This window comes from Pseudomonas sp. NPDC089734 (genome assembly GCF_044748865.1).
GTDB lineage: Bacteria > Pseudomonadota > Gammaproteobacteria > Pseudomonadales > Pseudomonadaceae > Aquipseudomonas.
Map to the genome: position 1 here is coordinate 38733 of NZ_JBIVGV010000012.1, position 15721 is coordinate 54453.

At 59.9% G+C, this 15721-nt stretch carries 12 protein-coding genes; 3 read left to right on the forward strand and 9 right to left on the reverse strand.

Annotated elements, in window-relative coordinates:
- Positions 1-34: 34 nt before the first annotated feature.
- From ACIPY9_RS16035 to ACIPY9_RS16065, 7 genes are all read right to left on the reverse strand, one after another.
- Positions 35-1651 carry an NAD(P)/FAD-dependent oxidoreductase gene (locus ACIPY9_RS16035; protein ID WP_400703131.1) on the reverse strand — a complete coding sequence of 539 codons (1617 nt, stop codon included), beginning with the start codon at positions 1649-1651 and terminating at the stop codon, positions 35-37.
- A gap of 98 nt (positions 1652-1749) precedes the next feature.
- Complete coding sequence (locus tag ACIPY9_RS16040) at positions 1750-2442, reverse strand: COG3650 family protein (protein ID WP_400703134.1); 693 nt, start codon at positions 2440-2442, stop codon at positions 1750-1752.
- A 205-nt stretch (positions 2443-2647) separates the two neighbouring features.
- Complete coding sequence (locus tag ACIPY9_RS16045) at positions 2648-3349, reverse strand: ABC transporter ATP-binding protein (RefSeq protein ID WP_400703137.1); 702 nt, start codon at positions 3347-3349, stop codon at positions 2648-2650.
- Entirely contained in the window at positions 3350-4117 is a 768-nt protein-coding gene (gene livG / locus ACIPY9_RS16050; protein ID WP_400703140.1) for a high-affinity branched-chain amino acid ABC transporter ATP-binding protein LivG, read from the reverse strand. It abuts the gene before it with no gap.
- Complete coding sequence (locus ACIPY9_RS16055; protein WP_400703143.1) at positions 4114-5370, reverse strand: high-affinity branched-chain amino acid ABC transporter permease LivM; 1257 nt, start codon at positions 5368-5370, stop codon at positions 4114-4116. The genes livG and ACIPY9_RS16055 overlap by 4 nt, the downstream gene beginning before the upstream one ends.
- Positions 5367-6296, reverse strand: a complete 930-nt coding sequence (livH, locus tag ACIPY9_RS16060; protein WP_221608281.1) for a high-affinity branched-chain amino acid ABC transporter permease LivH — start codon at positions 6294-6296, stop codon at positions 5367-5369. Before livH ends, ACIPY9_RS16055 begins: the two co-directional genes overlap by 4 nt.
- A 216-nt stretch (positions 6297-6512) precedes the next feature.
- Positions 6513-7640, reverse strand: coding sequence for a branched-chain amino acid ABC transporter substrate-binding protein (locus ACIPY9_RS16065; RefSeq protein WP_400703147.1), 1128 nt, complete (start codon positions 7638-7640; stop codon positions 6513-6515).
- A gap of 330 nt (positions 7641-7970) precedes the next feature.
- Between ACIPY9_RS16065 and ACIPY9_RS16070 the strand changes: the two genes are divergently transcribed.
- Positions 7971-8276 carry a DUF2288 domain-containing protein gene (locus ACIPY9_RS16070; RefSeq protein WP_400703150.1) on the forward strand — a complete coding sequence of 102 codons (306 nt, stop codon included), beginning with the start codon at positions 7971-7973 and terminating at the stop codon, positions 8274-8276.
- 30 nt (positions 8277-8306) lie between these two features.
- Here the strand turns inward: ACIPY9_RS16070 and ACIPY9_RS16075 are convergent, their stop codons facing one another.
- The gene (locus tag ACIPY9_RS16075) at positions 8307-10619 is read right to left on the reverse strand and encodes a putative bifunctional diguanylate cyclase/phosphodiesterase (protein ID WP_400703153.1); all 2313 of its coding nucleotides are present in this window, start codon (positions 10617-10619) and stop codon (positions 8307-8309) included.
- Between the two features lie 231 nt (positions 10620-10850).
- Between ACIPY9_RS16075 and ACIPY9_RS16080 the strand changes: the two genes are divergently transcribed.
- Complete coding sequence (locus ACIPY9_RS16080) at positions 10851-12224, forward strand: spinster family MFS transporter (RefSeq protein WP_400703156.1); 1374 nt, start codon at positions 10851-10853, stop codon at positions 12222-12224.
- Between the two features lie 46 nt (positions 12225-12270).
- Here the strand turns inward: ACIPY9_RS16080 and rapA are convergent, their stop codons facing one another.
- Complete coding sequence (gene rapA / locus ACIPY9_RS16085; protein WP_400703159.1) at positions 12271-15117, reverse strand: RNA polymerase-associated protein RapA; 2847 nt, start codon at positions 15115-15117, stop codon at positions 12271-12273.
- A 216-nt stretch (positions 15118-15333) separates the two neighbouring features.
- Between rapA and ACIPY9_RS16090 the strand changes: the two genes are divergently transcribed.
- Entirely contained in the window at positions 15334-15672 is a 339-nt protein-coding gene (locus ACIPY9_RS16090; protein ID WP_400703162.1) for an aspartate-semialdehyde dehydrogenase, read from the forward strand.
- Positions 15673-15721: the final 49 nt, after the last annotated feature.

The following is a 15721-nucleotide window of genomic DNA, read 5'->3' on the forward strand; positions in this document are numbered from 1 at the left end:
AAAAAGCCTTCGCGGATAAATCCGCTCCTACGGGTTATGCGACGGGATCAATCCCCAGCATGCTGCGCGCCAGTGCTTCGGCAATGCGGATACCGTCCACGCCTGCCGACAGGATGCCGCCGGCATAACCGGCACCTTCACCCGCTGGGTACAGGCCTTTGACGTTCAGGCTCTGCATGTCTGCGCCGCGGGTGATACGCAGCGGGGCCGAGGTACGGGTTTCGATACCGGTCAGAACGGCGTCGTGCTGGGCAAAGCCTTTGATCTGCTTGTCGAACGCAGGCAGGGCTTCGCGAATCGCTTCGATGGCGTAGGCGGGCAGGGCATCGGCCAGGTCCATCAGCTTGATACCCGGCTTGTAGGACGGCTCGACGCTGCCCAGCTCGGTGGAAGCCTTGCCCGCAATGAAGTCACCGACCAGCTGTGCGGGGGCTTCATAGGTGCTGCCGCCCATCAGGTAGGCATGTGACTCCAGACGTTCCTGCAGCTCGATACCGGCCAGCGGGCCGCCCGGGTAGTCTTCCGGCGTGATGCCGACCACAATGCCCGAGTTAGCGTTGCGCTCGTTGCGCGAGTATTGGCTCATGCCGTTGGTGACTACGCGGTTCGGCTCTGAAGTCGCCGCCACAACGGTGCCGCCAGGGCACATGCAGAAGCTGTAGACCGAACGACCGTTGCTGGCATGGTGAACCAGTTTGTAGTCGGCAGCGCCCAGTTTCGGGTGACCGGCGTATTTGCCCAGGCGGGCGCGGTCGATCAGCGATTGCGGGTGTTCGATACGGAAGCCCACCGAGAACGGCTTGGCTTCCATGTACACGCCACGGCCGTGCAGCATGCGGAACGTATCCCGGGCACTGTGGCCCAGGGCCAGGATCACATGGCGCGATTCGATGCGTTCGCCGCTGTCCAGTTCTACGCCTTGCAACTGGCCATCGTCGATCAACAGGTCGGTAACGCGCTGCTGGAAGCGTACTTCGCCGCCCAGGGCCTCGATCTGCTGGCGCATGTTCTCAACCACGCCCGTCAGGCGGAAGGTGCCGATGTGTGGCTTGCTGACGTAGAGGATTTCCTCCGGCGCGCCGGCCTTCACGAACTCGTTCAGGACCTTGCGGCCATGGAATTTCGGGTCCTTGATCTGGCTGTACAGCTTGCCGTCGGAAAACGTTCCGGCACCCCCTTCGCCAAACTGGACGTTGGATTCCGGGTTGAGGATTTTCTTGCGCCACAGGCCCCAGGTGTCCTTGGTGCGTTGGCGCACTTCCTTGCCGCGTTCGAGAATGATCGGCTTGAAGCCCATCTGGGCCAGCAGCAGCCCGGCGAAGATACCGCAGGGGCCAAAGCCTACGACCACAGGTCGTTCGCTCAGGTTTTCAGGGGCGTGCCCCACAAACTTGTAGCTGACATCCGGTGCCGGGCCGACATGGCGATCATTGGCCAGCTTTTTCAGCAGGGCCTGTTCGTCGCGTACCTGGAAATCGATGGTGTAGATGAAGAACAGCTCGGTGGACTTCTTGCGCGCATCGTAGCTGCGCTTGAACAGGGTGAAGTCCAGCAGTTCGCTGCTGTCGATACCCAGATGCTGCAACAGGGCAGCACGCAGGTCTTCGTCCGGGTGATCGATCGGCAGCTTGAGTTCGGTGATTCGTAACATTAAGGGGTCCAGTTTTCGGGCCGCAGGTTCAGCCCGACAGCGCTACAAGAACCGGCGATTATAAGCGCTGAACCCCTGTCACGGCGAGTCGGCCGGACTCAATCGTTACGCGAGCCGCCGTAATACCCGCAGCCACGCTGGGTCTGGCCGTTGACGCGCAGCTCGGCGGTCAGGTGCTGGACGGAGCCGTTGACGCTGTCGACGCAGCGTTGAGGCGTTACCCAGAGTTCGATGCGCTGATTGTTGGCTTCGGTGCTGACGCTGAAGCTGCCATCGGGCAGTTGTTCTTCAAGATAAGGGAAGGCCAGCGGCTCCTGACCTTCGCGTTCCAGCACCATGCCCTTGCCGCCGACATTGACGTTCCAGGCCGGTTTGTTGCCGCTGGCGTGCAGGGTCAGGCGTTTGAAGTTGAGGTCTTCGCAGGACTGGTCGGGGCGTTCGACACGGTAGAACTGATAGAGGTCCAGTTGGCCATCGCTGTTGGCGGCCTTGCTGGCGGCAAAGTTGCCGCGCAGATCGGCAAATACCTTGCCGTTGCTGTCAGCCAGAGAGGCGGCTTCCTGAAGGATGCCGGTATTGCCGCGATCCTTGACCACATAGCGGCGTTGCTCGTGGCAGGGTTTGAAGAGCAGTTGTCCACCTTCACCGGTCAGGTCGCCTTGCATGCGGATCATGCCCGCCATGGAAACCTTGGGCGCATCCTGCGACATGCCTGATGGCAGACCGAGCATCTGGCACCCGGCGAACAGCGGCAGGAAAGCGAATATAACGGCGGAACGAACAGCGGACATGTGGGGGTCTCCAGATAAGAGCCGCCACGTTACTACAAGGAGGATACCGCTGGTAGGAGCGAATTCATTCGCGAAGACGGCATACCTGCTCCGATATTTCTTGCGGATACACCGGCCTCTTCGCGGTTAAAACCGCTCTCACAGATTGAACTGGCCCGTAGGAGCGAATTCATTCGCGAATGAATCCGCCCCACACCGTGAACGATCAGCCGCCCAGGTAGGCGTCCCGGACTTTCGGATCGACCAGCAGTTCTTCCCCGGTGCCTTGCATCACCACGCGACCGTTTTCCAGCACATAGGCCCGGTCGGCGATTTTCAAGGCCTGGTTGGCGTTCTGTTCCACCAGGAAGACGGTCACGCCATCACGACGCAGTTGTTCGACGATCTCGAAGATCTGCTGAATGATGATCGGTGCCAGGCCCAGCGACGGTTCGTCCAGCAACAGCAGCTTGGGCTTGCTCATCAGCGCACGGCCGATGGCGAGCATCTGCTGTTCGCCGCCGGACATGGTGCCGCCGCGCTGGGTGAAACGCTCCTTGAGGCGCGGAAACAGGTGCAGGACCTTGTCCAGTTGCTCCTGATAGTCACCTTTCTCCGTGAAGAAGCCACCCATGGCCAGGTTTTCTTCGACGGTCAGGCGGGCGAACACGCGACGGCCTTCCGGCACGACAGCAATGCTCTTGCGCATGATGACCGAAGATTCCAGCCCCACCAGTTCTTCGCCCATGTAGCGAATGCTGCCGCTGTGGGCGCGGGGTGATCCGCACAGGGTCATCAGCAGCGTGGACTTGCCTGCGCCGTTGGCCCCGATCAGGGTGACGATCTCGCCCTTGCGTACTTCGACGTTGACGTCGTGCAGCGCCTGGATCTTGCCGTAGAAGGTGGAAACGTTTTCAAACTGCAGCATTTACGCTTCCCCCAGGTAGGCTTTGATCACTTCAGGATTGTCGCGGATCTCTTGTGGCGTGCCGTCGGCCAGAGGCGTGCCCTGGTTGATCACCACGATATGGTCGGAAATGCTCATGACCAGTTTCATATCGTGTTCGATCAGCAGGACCGTGGCGTTGTGATCGTTGCGCAGCACGCCGATCAGGGCCTTGAGGTCTTCGGTTTCCTTGGGGTTCAGGCCGGCTGCCGGTTCGTCGAGCATCAGGATGCGCGGACGGGTCATCATGCAACGGGCGATTTCCAGCCGGCGCTGCTGACCGTAAGCCAGAGTCCCCGCCGCCCGGTTGGCGAACTCCTTGAGGTTGACCGCTTCCAGCCAGTGCTCGGCATAGTCCATGGCCTCGCGTTCACTTTTGCGGAACGCCGGGGTCTTGAACAGGCCGGACAGGAAGTTGGTGTTCAGGTGGCGATGCTGGGCGACCAGCAGGTTTTCCACGGCGGTCATTTCCTTGAACAGACGCACGTTCTGGAAGGTACGCACTACGCCCTTGCGAGCGATCTCGTGACCGGCCAGGCCCTGGATCGGCTCACCGTCGAGCAGGATGGTGCCTGCCGTCGGCTTGTAGAAACCGGTGAGGCAGTTGAAGACCGTGGTCTTGCCGGCACCGTTGGGGCCGATCATCGACACGACCTGTTTTTCGTTGACGGTCAGACCCACGCCGTTGACGGCCAGCAGGCCACCAAAGCGCATGCACAGACCCGAGGCTTGCAGTAATGGACGGCTCATTTACGCAGCTCCATGTGAGGGCGCTGCATAGGCAGGAAACCTTGAGGACGCCAGATCATCATCAGCACCATCATGGCGCCGAACATCAACATGCGGTATTCGCTGAATTCACGCATCAGTTCAGGTAGCAGGATCATCACGATGGCCGCCAGGATCACACCCAGCTGCGAGCCCATTCCGCCCAGTACCACAATGGCCAGAATGATTGCCGACTCGATGAAGGTGAAGGATTCCGGTGTCACCAGCCCCTGGCGAGCCGCAAAGAAACTCCCGGCGAAACCGGCGAAGGCTGCGCCCAGGGTGAAGGCCGACAGCTTGATGACGGTCGGATTCAGGCCCAGTGCACGGCAGGCGATTTCGTCTTCACGCAGCGCTTCCCAGGCACGGCCGATCGGCATGCGCAGCAGGCGGTTGATGACGAACAACGCGGCCAGTGCCAGCAACAGGGCGACGAGGTAAAGGAAGATCACCTTGTTGATCGAGTTGTAGGGCAGGCCGAAGAACTCGTGGAAGGTCTGCATGCCTTCAGCGGCCTTGCGCTCGAAGGACAGGCCGAAAAGGGATGGCTTCTCGATGTTGCTGATACCGTTCGGGCCGCCGGTGAACTCGGTCATGTTGCGCAGCAACAGACGAATGATTTCACCGAAGCCCAGGGTCACGATGGCCAGATAGTCGCCACGCAGGCGCAGGACCGGGAAACCCAGCAGGAAACCGAACAGCGCCGCCATCATTCCCGCAATCGGCAGGCAGATCCAGAAACCCAGGCCAAAGTAATGGGAGAGCAGGGCGTAGCTGTAGGCACCGACGGCATAGAAACCGACATAGCCCAGGTCCAGCAGGCCGGCCAGACCGACCACGATGTTCAGGCCCAGGCCCAGCATCACGTAAATCAGGATCAGGGTCGCGATGTCTACCGCGCCGCGCGAGCCGAAGAACGGCCAGACCAGAGCGACCAGCACCAGGCCCAGAATGATCCAGCGCTGGGTGCCCGGCAGGGTCAGGAAGTTGCTGGTTTTGGCAGAAACACCCGGCAGGCTGGGCGATGCGCGCCAGGCGGCGGAGATCTGCTCATGGAACAGCACGCGGACGAACATCAGGGCGGCGCAGCCCAGGATGATCGCCACGGTGGAGGTGCTGGCACCCATGACGGCCAGGTTCACACCGACAATTTCCAGTTTCAGACCCAGTACCGGATAAGCGACAGCCAGCACCAGCAAGGCGCTGAAAAACGCCGACTTGAGATTCTTGGTCATACTTTTTCAACCTCCGGACGGCCCAGCAGGCCGGTCGGCCGGAACAACAGCACCAATACGAGAAGACTGAACGCAACGACATCCTTGTACTGGTCGCCAAAGACGTCGGCGCCGAAGGCTTCGGCCACGCCCAGCACCAGACCACCGAGCATGGCGCCGGGGATGCTGCCGATACCGCCCAGTACGGCGGCGGTGAACGCCTTGATACCGACCAGGAAGCCCGCGTTGGGGTTGATCACGCCGTACTGCATGCTCAGCAGCACGGCTGCAATGGCCGCCAGAGCTGCGCCGATGACAAAGGTCAGGGCAATGATGTTGTTGGTGTTGATGCCCAGCAGGTTGGCCATCTTGATGTCTTCGGCACAGGCGCGGCAGGCGCGACCCAGGCGAGAGCGGGAGATGAACCAGGTCAGGCCCAGCATGGCGACGACCGTCACGATGAAGATCAGCACCTGCATGTACGAGATCACGACTTCATGGGTGCTGGCAGAGCCGAACACGAAGTTGCCGGGAATCAGGTTGGGGATCGACTTGTCCTTGGAGTCCTGCGAAAGCAATACGGTGTTCTGCAGGAAAAGCGACATGCCGATGGCGGAAATCAGAGGGATCAGGCGGTTGCTGCCACGCAATGGCCGGTAGGCCACACGCTCGATGGCATACCCATAGGCGCTGGTCACGACAATACTTGCGGCGAAGGCGGCGGTGATCAGCAACGGAAGGCTGCCAAGGCCCATCATGGTCAGGCCTGCGATGGCGATGAAGGCCACGTAGGAACCGATCATGTACACCTCGCCATGGGCGAAGTTGATCATGCCGATGATGCCGTAGACCATGGTGTAGCCAATGGCAATCAAGGCATAGGTGCTGCCAATGGTCATGCCATTAACCAGCTGTTGGAAAAAGTGATAGATGTCTATCTCGGGCATTACAGGGCTCCTAAAAACCTGCTCGGTGTTTCACTGTCGAAGTCTTTCCCCGGCTGCACGTCATGGTCTGGGTCCATGTTGGTACAAGCCCAGCGAATCACGGGTAACGGTTTCAAGATATTCAGGGGTGCCAGGATGCTTGTGGTATCCGTGCGCCTCGTAAAACAAAGCCCACTGCGGTTGCAGTGGGCTCTGGTGTCGATCGAAGGCGCGTGTTTACTTCACAGGCGCTTCAGTCTTGGTGCCGTCCTTGTGCCAGGTGTAGACCACGAACTTGAAGTCTTTCAGGTCGCCCTTGGCATCGAATGCCAGGTCGCCGGTCGGAGTCTTGAAGGTGTTGGCGCGCAGGGCGGCAGCAACCTTGTCGGTGTCTTCGCTCTTGGCGATCTTGATGGCCTCGGCAATCACTTCAACCGCCGCGTAGGAAGGGAACACGAACGGGCCGCTCGGGTCTTCCTTCTTGGCCTTGAACGCTTCGACCAGAGCCTTGTTGGCCGGGTCCTGGTCGAACGAGGCGGGCAAGGTTACCAGAAGACCTTCGGAGGCGTCCTGAGCGATCTGCGAGATCGATGCGTTACCCACGCCTTCCGGACCCATGAAGCCGGCTTTCAGGCCTTTTTCCTGCGCCTGACGCAACAGCAGGCCCAGCTCAGGGTGGTAGCCGCCGTAGTAGACGAAGTCCACGTTGGCTTGCTTCATCTTGGCGATCAGCGAGGAGAAGTCCTTGTCGCCGGCATTGATGCCTTCGAACAGGGCGACTTTCACGCCGTCTGTTTCCAGGGTCTGCTTGACGGCAGTGGCGATGCCTTCACCGTATTGCTGCTTGTCGTGAACGACAGCGACGACTTTCGGTTTGATCTGCTTGGCGATGTAGTTGCCGGCAGCCGGGCCTTGAGCGCTGTCCAGACCGATGGTGCGGAACACCAGCTTGTAGCCGCGGGAAGTGATGTCGGGGCTGGTGGCCGCCGGAGTCATCATGATGATGCCTTCGTCTTCGTAGACGTCCGAAGCCGGTTGGGCGGAGCTGGAGCACAGGTGACCGATGACGAATTTCACGCCGTCGTTGACGATCTTGTTGGCCACGGCAACCGCTTGTTTCGGGTCGCAGGCGTCGTCGTATTCAACCGCTTCAAGCTTCTTGCCATCAACGCCGCCCTTGGCGTTGATCTGTTCGATGGCCATCTTTGCACCGCTGAACTGCATGTCGCCGTATTGAGCAACTGCGCCGGTCTTGGGGCCTGCGATGCCGATCTTGATGGTATCTGCTGCGAACGAATGGCTGGCAACTCCCGCCATAACCAATGCGGCAAACAGCTTGGAAAGCTTCTTGGTACCCTTAGTCATGATGCTCCACTCTTGCGTTGTAGTTTTTATAATCCTGATGGCCAAAGCTGCAGGATCGGATTCGATAGCCGATCGCCTCCCTGCTCTGCCAACTGTACCGGAACAGTTTAGAGCGCCGGTCGATGGCTTGAAAAGCTGGGGGCAGGGAAGGAAATCGATGTGTGTCGCTTAATTGAAAGAAAGATACAGAATCCAGCCGATAGCGTCTGTGAATTTATCCTCGATTCCATGGCTTTGCATGCACCTTCCCAAGATCAATCATGTGCTTCTGGGTTTGTCTGCGGAAAAGGCGGCGCTATCATTGCGCCGATTTTCTTTTTGGTGAAACCCATGACGCAAGAACCTAGCACCCTCTATGCCAAACTGCTTGGCGAGACGGCTTCGATTACCTGGAAAGAATTGCAACCATTCTTTGCCAAAGGTGCCCTGTTGTGGGTCGAAGAACCTCTGGATCTGATCGAAGTTGCCGAAGCCATGGCCGAAAATGACGCTGCCCGGGTTTCGGCCTGGCTGGCCGGTGGACAGGTTGGCAAGGTGTCTGAATCAAAGGCCATGGAACTGGTGGAGAGCGACCCACTGCTGTGGGCCGTGGTGGTGGCACCCTGGGTTCTGATCCAGAACAGGGCGAGCGAGTAATCTATGCGCCTTTATGGTGCGATTCTGTAGTCAGTCCGACCAGCGTGAGCGTTTGGTTCGTATGGCGTTGCGAGTGGCCAGGCTTTCACTGGAAGGCAGCTCGCTGAACAGATCGAGCGACCTGGGGGTGTCGGCATCCAGGTCTCGGGTTTCCAGCGTGAGCGAGGTGGGCCAGAGGCTGGCGGGTTCGCGCTGGTTCATCTGTTTGACCAGCGGTAACAGACGCTCCAGAGGCTGGGGTTTGCTGAACAGGTAACCTTGCACGTAATCGCAGCCGAACTGGCTGAGAAACTCCAGCTGGGCCGGGGTCTCCACGCCTTCCGTCACGACTTTCAGGCGCAAGGTATGGGCCATGACGATAATCGCCTGCACGATTTCCATGTCCTGCGGCGATTTGGGAATGTCGATGATGAAGGAACGATCGATCTTCAGCGTGTCCAGCGGCAGGCGCTTGAGGTAGGCCAGCGAGGAGTAGCCGGTGCCGAAGTCGTCGATGGAAAGCGACACGCCCAGACTGCGAATGTGTTTGAGCATCACTATCGTGTTGCTGATATTGCCCATCAGGGCGTTTTCGGTCACTTCCAGTTCAAGCCGGCCGGGGGAGACATTGGCCTCGCTCAAGGCCTGCTCGACCTCATCGGCCAGTTCGTCCCGGGCCAGATTGAGTGCCGAGCAGTTCACGGCAATGATCATCTTGTCGAATCCGTCCAGGCGCAGGGCTCCCAGGTCCTTGCAGGCCCGTCGCAAGACCCAGTTGTCCAGTTCGGCGATCAGTCCGTTGGCTTCGGCAATGCCAATGAAGCGGTCGGGTATCAGCAGGCCATGCTGTGGGTGGTGCCAGCGGACCAGAGCCTCAAGCTTGGCGACATGCCCGGTGCGCAGATCGACGATGGGCTGGTAATACACCTGTAGACCCGTTTCTTCGCGCAAGGCATTGCGCAACTCCTCTTCCAGATGCAGTTCCAGGCTGGCCTTGGTCTTGAGGGCGGGGCTGAAAAAGTTGACCCGGTTACGACCATTGCCCTTGGATTGATAAAGCGCCAGGTCGGCATGCTTGAGCAGTTCGTCGCAGGTCGAGCCGTCACGGGGAAAGACCGCGATGCCGATACTGGTGGTCATGACCATGCGCCGTCCTGCGAGGGCGATGGTTTCTTTCATCTTCTGCATGACCCGATAGGCCAGATGCCGGGCTTCTTCGTAATCGGGAATGCTGAGAAGAATGCAGAACTCATCACCGCCGAACCGGGCGACGACATCCTGTATCCGTGTGGCGCTGCGGATGCGTTCGGCAATCACTTTGAGCAGTTCATCCCCGGCATCATGGCCCAGGCTGTCATTGATGCGCTTGAAGTGGTCGATGTCCAGAAACATCACCGCCAGCATGCCGTTGCTGTGGCTGTGCTCCAGCAGTTTTTCCGCGAAGATCTGATTGAAGCCCCGTCGGTTGATCAGATTGGTCAGGGGATCGTAGTGGGCCACTTGCTGCAAGGACACCCGCGCCTGATCCAGTTGGCTGAGCAGTGCATTGACCCGCTGCAGGTCATGCTCCTTGCTTTGCAGCTTCTTGTCGGCCATTGCCGCGCTGATGCTCCCGGCGATGATCAGCAAGGTGATGATGGCGACCGTCAGCCCCAATTGCTGACTGTTTTCGGTATTGGGGATCTGCAGTTGCGCTTCGGGAGGCAGGACCAGTTTCAGGGACTCCATCCCCATCAGGTGCATGGTCAGCAGGCCGGCACCCAGCAGTAGGCTGACTCCGTACCTGAACATCTGATGAAACATGCCGCTGCGCTGGCGCAGGTGTCGAGACAGGGTCAGCAGCGCCAGGCTGGAGAGGATGGCGACCACGATCGACAGGGCAAACATGCCGGGTTCGTAATACTGGGTAGCGTCGGAGCGCATGGCCGCCATGCCGACGTAATGCATGGTGCTGATGGCCAGCCCCATGATCACAGCGTTGAGCAGGCAGCTCGTGATGGAAAGGGTTTCAGCGCTCAAGGCCTTGATGGCCAGCAGGGCGGCACCCAGCACGATCAGCAGGGACGAGACGGTAATGGGCAGGTCATAGCTGATTTTCAGCGGGGCCTGGAAGGCAAGCATGCTGATGAAATGCATGGCCCACACCCCACCCGCCAGGCACAGCGCGGCCAGAATCTTCCAGATGCGGCGATTCTTGGTCGCTTCGACCTGAATGACCCGATCCGAAATGTCCAGCGTTGCGAAGCATGCTGCGCATGCCACCCCGTAGGCCAGCGCTACCAGAAACAGGTTATGACTACAGTTGATCAGTAATTGCCCGTTTGTCGGAAAACCGACAAACACATTCAAACCGAGCCATTCCATAGCGAGCCCTATGTGTTCACTGCCAGGGTCGCCGAGACATACGTCTGGCGAATAGAGCTGAGTATAGAAGCTGTTAAAAGCTTGTCAGGGTTGATACGGAAAAAAGTGGAACGGGCCGGATAGCGCCTCTTTATAGGGCATGGGTGCCTGCTTTCGGGGGCGTTTACGAATGTTTACAGTGGGGCTGGCCGTCGGCTTCTACAGTAAGCAGAAAAAGGAAGGGAGGCCTCCATGACCAAGCCCGCGATCGACGCTCCTGTGCAAGCCGCCAATGCTTGGCGTGTCTTGTTTCTGCTGTTTCTGGCCAATCTGTTCAATTTCTTCGACAGAACCATTCCCGCGATCATCACCGAACCCATTCGGATGGAATGGCACCTGAGCGACTTTCAGCTGGGCATTCTGGGAACGGCCTTTACGCTGGTTTATGCAATCGCCGGGTTGCCGCTGGGGCGCATGGCCGACACCGGATCACGCAAGAAGCTGATGGGCTGGGGGCTTGCCGCCTGGAGCGGGCTGACGGCGGTCAACGGCATGGTGGGCAGTTTCTGGACGTTTCTGCTGGTGCGCATGGGGGTCGGCATTGGTGAGGCCAGTTATGCACCAGCGGCCAATTCATTGATCGGCGATCTGTTTCCGGCCCACCGCCGCTCACGTGCCGTGGGCATTTTCATGCTGGGCCTGCCTCTTGGGTTGTTGTTGGCGTTCTTTACCATCGGCGCGATGGTCAAGGCGTTCGACAGTTGGCGGGCACCGTTTTTCATCGCAGCGGTCCCGGGGTTGATACTGGCCGTGTTCATCTTTCTGATCCGGGAGCCCGCACGTGGAGCGGCTGAAAGTGTGCGGATGTCCGAGGAGAAGATCGAGAAGCCCTTGCGCAGGGTCCTGGCGGTTCCGACTTTCTGCTGGCTGGTGCTGGCCGGGCTGACCTTCAACTTCGCGACTTATGCCTGCAACTCATTCATGGTGCCGATGCTGCAACGCTACTTTCTGTTGCCCTTGCAGGAAGCGGCGGTGGCCACCGGGATCATTGTCGGAGTGACGGGGCTGATCGGCCTGACACTGGGTGGTTTGATCGCCGACAAACTGCATCAGCGCTCGCCTAACGGTCGGCTGTTGTTTGCGGCTTTCAGCATGTTGGTCGCCACATTGGCAACGGGCTATGCCTTGCACGCGGGTCGGGTAGAGATCGGGGTGTTCGTGGCGGTATTCAGCATTGGCTGGCTGTTTGCCTATAACTTCTACACCTGTGTTTACACCGCGATTCAGGACGTGGTCGAACCGCGTCTGCGGGCGACGGCCATGGCGTTGTTCTTTGCCGGGCTTTATCTGCTGGGGGGCGGGCTTGGGCCGGTTGTTGTCGGCGGGTTGTCCGATCATTTCGCCCATGCGGCGATGCTGGAGGCGGGTGCCGGGCAGATGAGCGAAGGTTTCAAGGCCGTCGGGTTGCACGATGCCATGTACCTGATCCCGGTGGCACTGGGTTTGACCCTGTTGTTTCTGCTTCAGGCGTCGCGATGTTTCGGCCGGGATGCGAAGCGAATGACCGAGAGAATGGCGGGAACGGGTGTGGCGGATGAGTCCGATCCACAGGGGCTTCGCGAATAAATTCGCTCCTACAGGCCGCGTAGGAGCGAATTCATTCGCGAACAGGTCAGCCTGCTACAAGCACCCGGATGGCTTCCAGGCGCAGCGCTGCCTTTTCAAGCATGGCCAGGCCTTGTTCGCGCTGGGTGCGCAAGGCGACCAGCTCGCTGTCGCGTACGGTCGGGTTGACGGCTTGCAGGGCGGTCAGACGTGCCAGCTCCTCTTCGGTGTCGGCGGCCAGACGACGCTGAGCCTCGGCCACACGTTCGGCGTGTTTCGGCGCGATCTTTTCTTCACCGGCGTTGATCTTGGGCGTCAGTACGTCGCGTTGCGCCTGAATGAACTTGTTGGCGCTGGCCCGTGGCACGCTTTCAAGCTGGTCGTTCAGGGTGGAGAACGAGACGCGGGCGGCCAGGTCGTTACCGTTGGCATCCAGCAGGCAGCGTAGCGCAGCCGGTGGCAGGTAGCGGCCCAGTTGCAGCGAGCGTGGCGCAACCACTTCGCTGACGTAGATCAGCTCCAGCAGCACGGTGCCTGGCTTGAGTGCCTTGTTCTTGATCAGCGCGACGGCGGTGTTGCCCATGGAGCCGGACAGCACCAGATCCATGCCGCCCTGGACCATCGGATGCTCCCAGGTGATGAACTGCATGTCTTCGCGAGACAGGGCCTGGTTGCGGTCGTAAGTGATGGTCACGCCTTCGTCGTCGCCCAGCGGGAAGCTGGCGTCGAGCATTTTTTCGCTCGGCTTGAGGATCAGGGCGTTTTCCGAATGGTCTTCGCTGTCGATACCGAAGGCGTCGAACAGGGTTTCCATGTAGATCGGCAGGGTGAACTGGTCGTCCTGTTCCAGAATGGCTTCCACCAGGGCTTCGCCTTCGCCTGCGCCGCCGGAGTTGAGCTCCAGCAGACGGTCGCGACCGGTGTGCAGTTCGCTTTCCAGGCGCTCGCGTTCGGTGCGGGCTTCGGTGATCAGGTTTTGCCATTCATCGTCGTCACCGCCTTCAAGCAGCGGCAGCAGGCGTGGGCCGAACTGGTGTTGCAGGGCGTTGCCGGTCGGGCAGGTATTGAGGAACGCATTGAGCGCTTCGTGATACCACTGGAACAGGCGCGCCTGCGGGCTGGTCTCCAGGAACGGCACGTGCAGTTCGATGGTGTGCTTCTGGCCGATACGGTCCAGACGACCGATACGTTGCTCCAGCAGGTCCGGATGCGATGGCAGATCGAACAGCACCAGATGATGGGAGAACTGGAAGTTGCGGCCTTCACTGCCGATTTCCGAGCAGATCAGGACCTGTGCGCCGAACTCTTCATCGGCGAAATAGGCCGCCGCGCGGTCACGCTCCAGAATGTTCATGCCTTCATGGAACACGGTGGCCGGAATGCCGGAGCGCACGCGCAAGGCGTCTTCCAGGTCCATGGCGGTTTCGGCGTGGGCGCAGATGACCAGCACCTTGACGCGCTTGAGCATCTTGAGGGTGTCGATCAGCCAGTCGACCCGTGGGTCGAAGCGCCACCAGCGTTCGTCTTCAGTGATTTCCGGCTGCGACTGGAAGCTGACTTCCGGGTACAGGTCGGCATGTTCGCCAACGGGCAGTTCCAGGTATTCGACCGGGCAGGCCAGCGGGTATTGATGCAACTGGCGCTCGGGGAAACCCTGAACGGCGGCGCGGGTGTTACGGAACAGCACGCGGCCTGTGCCATGGCGGTCCAGCAGCTCGCGTATCAGGCGGGCCTTGGCTTCTTCGTCGCCTGCGTTCACGGCGTTCAGCAGGGTTTCGCCTTCGTCGCCCAGGAAGCCATGGATGGTCTTGTGGGCTTCGGCAGACAGCTGGCCCTTGTCCAGCAGTTGCTGCACGGCTTCGGCGACCGGGCGATAGTTTTCGCTTTCGGCACGGAAGGCTTGCAGGTCATGGAAACGGTTAGGGTCCAGCAGGCGCAGGCGTGCAAAGTGGCTGTCCTGGCCCAGTTGCTCAGGTGTTGCGGTCAGCAGCAGGACGCCGGGAATGACTTCAGCCAGTTGCTCGACCAGCGAGTATTCGGGGCTGACCTTGTCTTCGTGCCAGACCAGGTGGTGGGCCTCGTCGACGACCATCAGGTCCCAGCCGGCGGCAAACAGGGCGTCCTGGGCCTTTTCGTCCTCGACCAGCCACTCCAGGGCGACCAGCGCCAGCTGAGTGTCCTCGAAAGGGTTGCCGGCATCGCTTTCGATGAAGCGCTCGGCGTCGAACAGGGCGACCTGCAGGTTGAAGCGGCGACGCATTTCAACCAGCCACTGGTGCTGAAGGTTTTCCGGAACCAGGATCAGGATGCGGCTGGCGCGACCCGAAAGCAGTTGGCGGTGAATGACCAGACCTGCCTCGATGGTCTTGCCCAGACCCACTTCGTCGGCCAGCAGGACCCGTGGGGCGATGCGGTCGGCCACTTCGCGGGCAATGTGCAACTGGTGGGCGATCGGTTGCGCACGTACGCCACCCAGTCCCCAGAGCGAAGACTGCAATTGACGGCTGGTGTGCTCCAGGGTGTTGTAGCGCAGCGAGAACCACGCCAGCGGGTCGATCTGCCCGGCAAACAGGCGGTCGGTGGCCAGGCGGAACTGGATGAAGTTCGAGAGTTGGGTTTCCGGCAGGGTCACCGTTTCGTTCTGGGTATTGAGGCCGTGATAGACCAGCAAGCCGTTGACGTCCTCGACTTCGCGAACGGTCATCTTCCAGTTCTCGAAGTGGGTGATCACATCGCCCGGAGAGAAACGTACCCGGGTCAATGGGGCATTACGCAGTGCGTATTGACGCGTGTCGCCAGTGGCCGGATAGAGCACGGTCAATAAGCGGCCATCCTGTGCCAGAACGGTGCCTAAACCCAGCTCGGCTTCGCTGTCGCTAATCCAGCGTTGCCCCGGTTGATACTGCTGCGCCATGCTGCCTGACTCCCACTTTTGAAAAGCCGCCTATGTTAACGGAACACGCCCTGAAGCCAAAGGCGGGAGTGAAAAAACACCTGTAATTGGCCGTCATCATGACAAAAACGTCCCTGTGGGCACTTATTGCCCGAAACCGGGTCGAAAAGTTTTCACGAAAGATGTTCAAGTCGACGGAGCGGCAGCCGAAAGCCCGATAACAGGAGATGAAAAATCATGCTGCAACCGACGCTTCCCGTGAGTGTGGTACCCGTGACGTCGCAACTGGACCCGGCCAAGCGCATGCCGGACATACCGCCTGTCGCACCGGTTCAACAGAGCTCCAGTGAAACCACCATCGATCTTCGCAACGAAGACACCGAGAAAAGCGCCTTGATGCTGCGTGAAGAGCAGCAGCGCCAGCAGCAACAACGCCAGCATCATGAAGAAGAGGGTGAGCATCCCGAGCATCTGGCCATTCCCGGCACTTCCCTGAATGCCGATAACACCGTGCCGGTCGTGCCCTTGATCGACAACGAACCGCGCCAGGGGTTGTGGGTGGATGTCGAGGTCTGATGCCGGGGGATGGCCGGTGCGTATCCTGGCTGGTCATCACCGCTGCGAT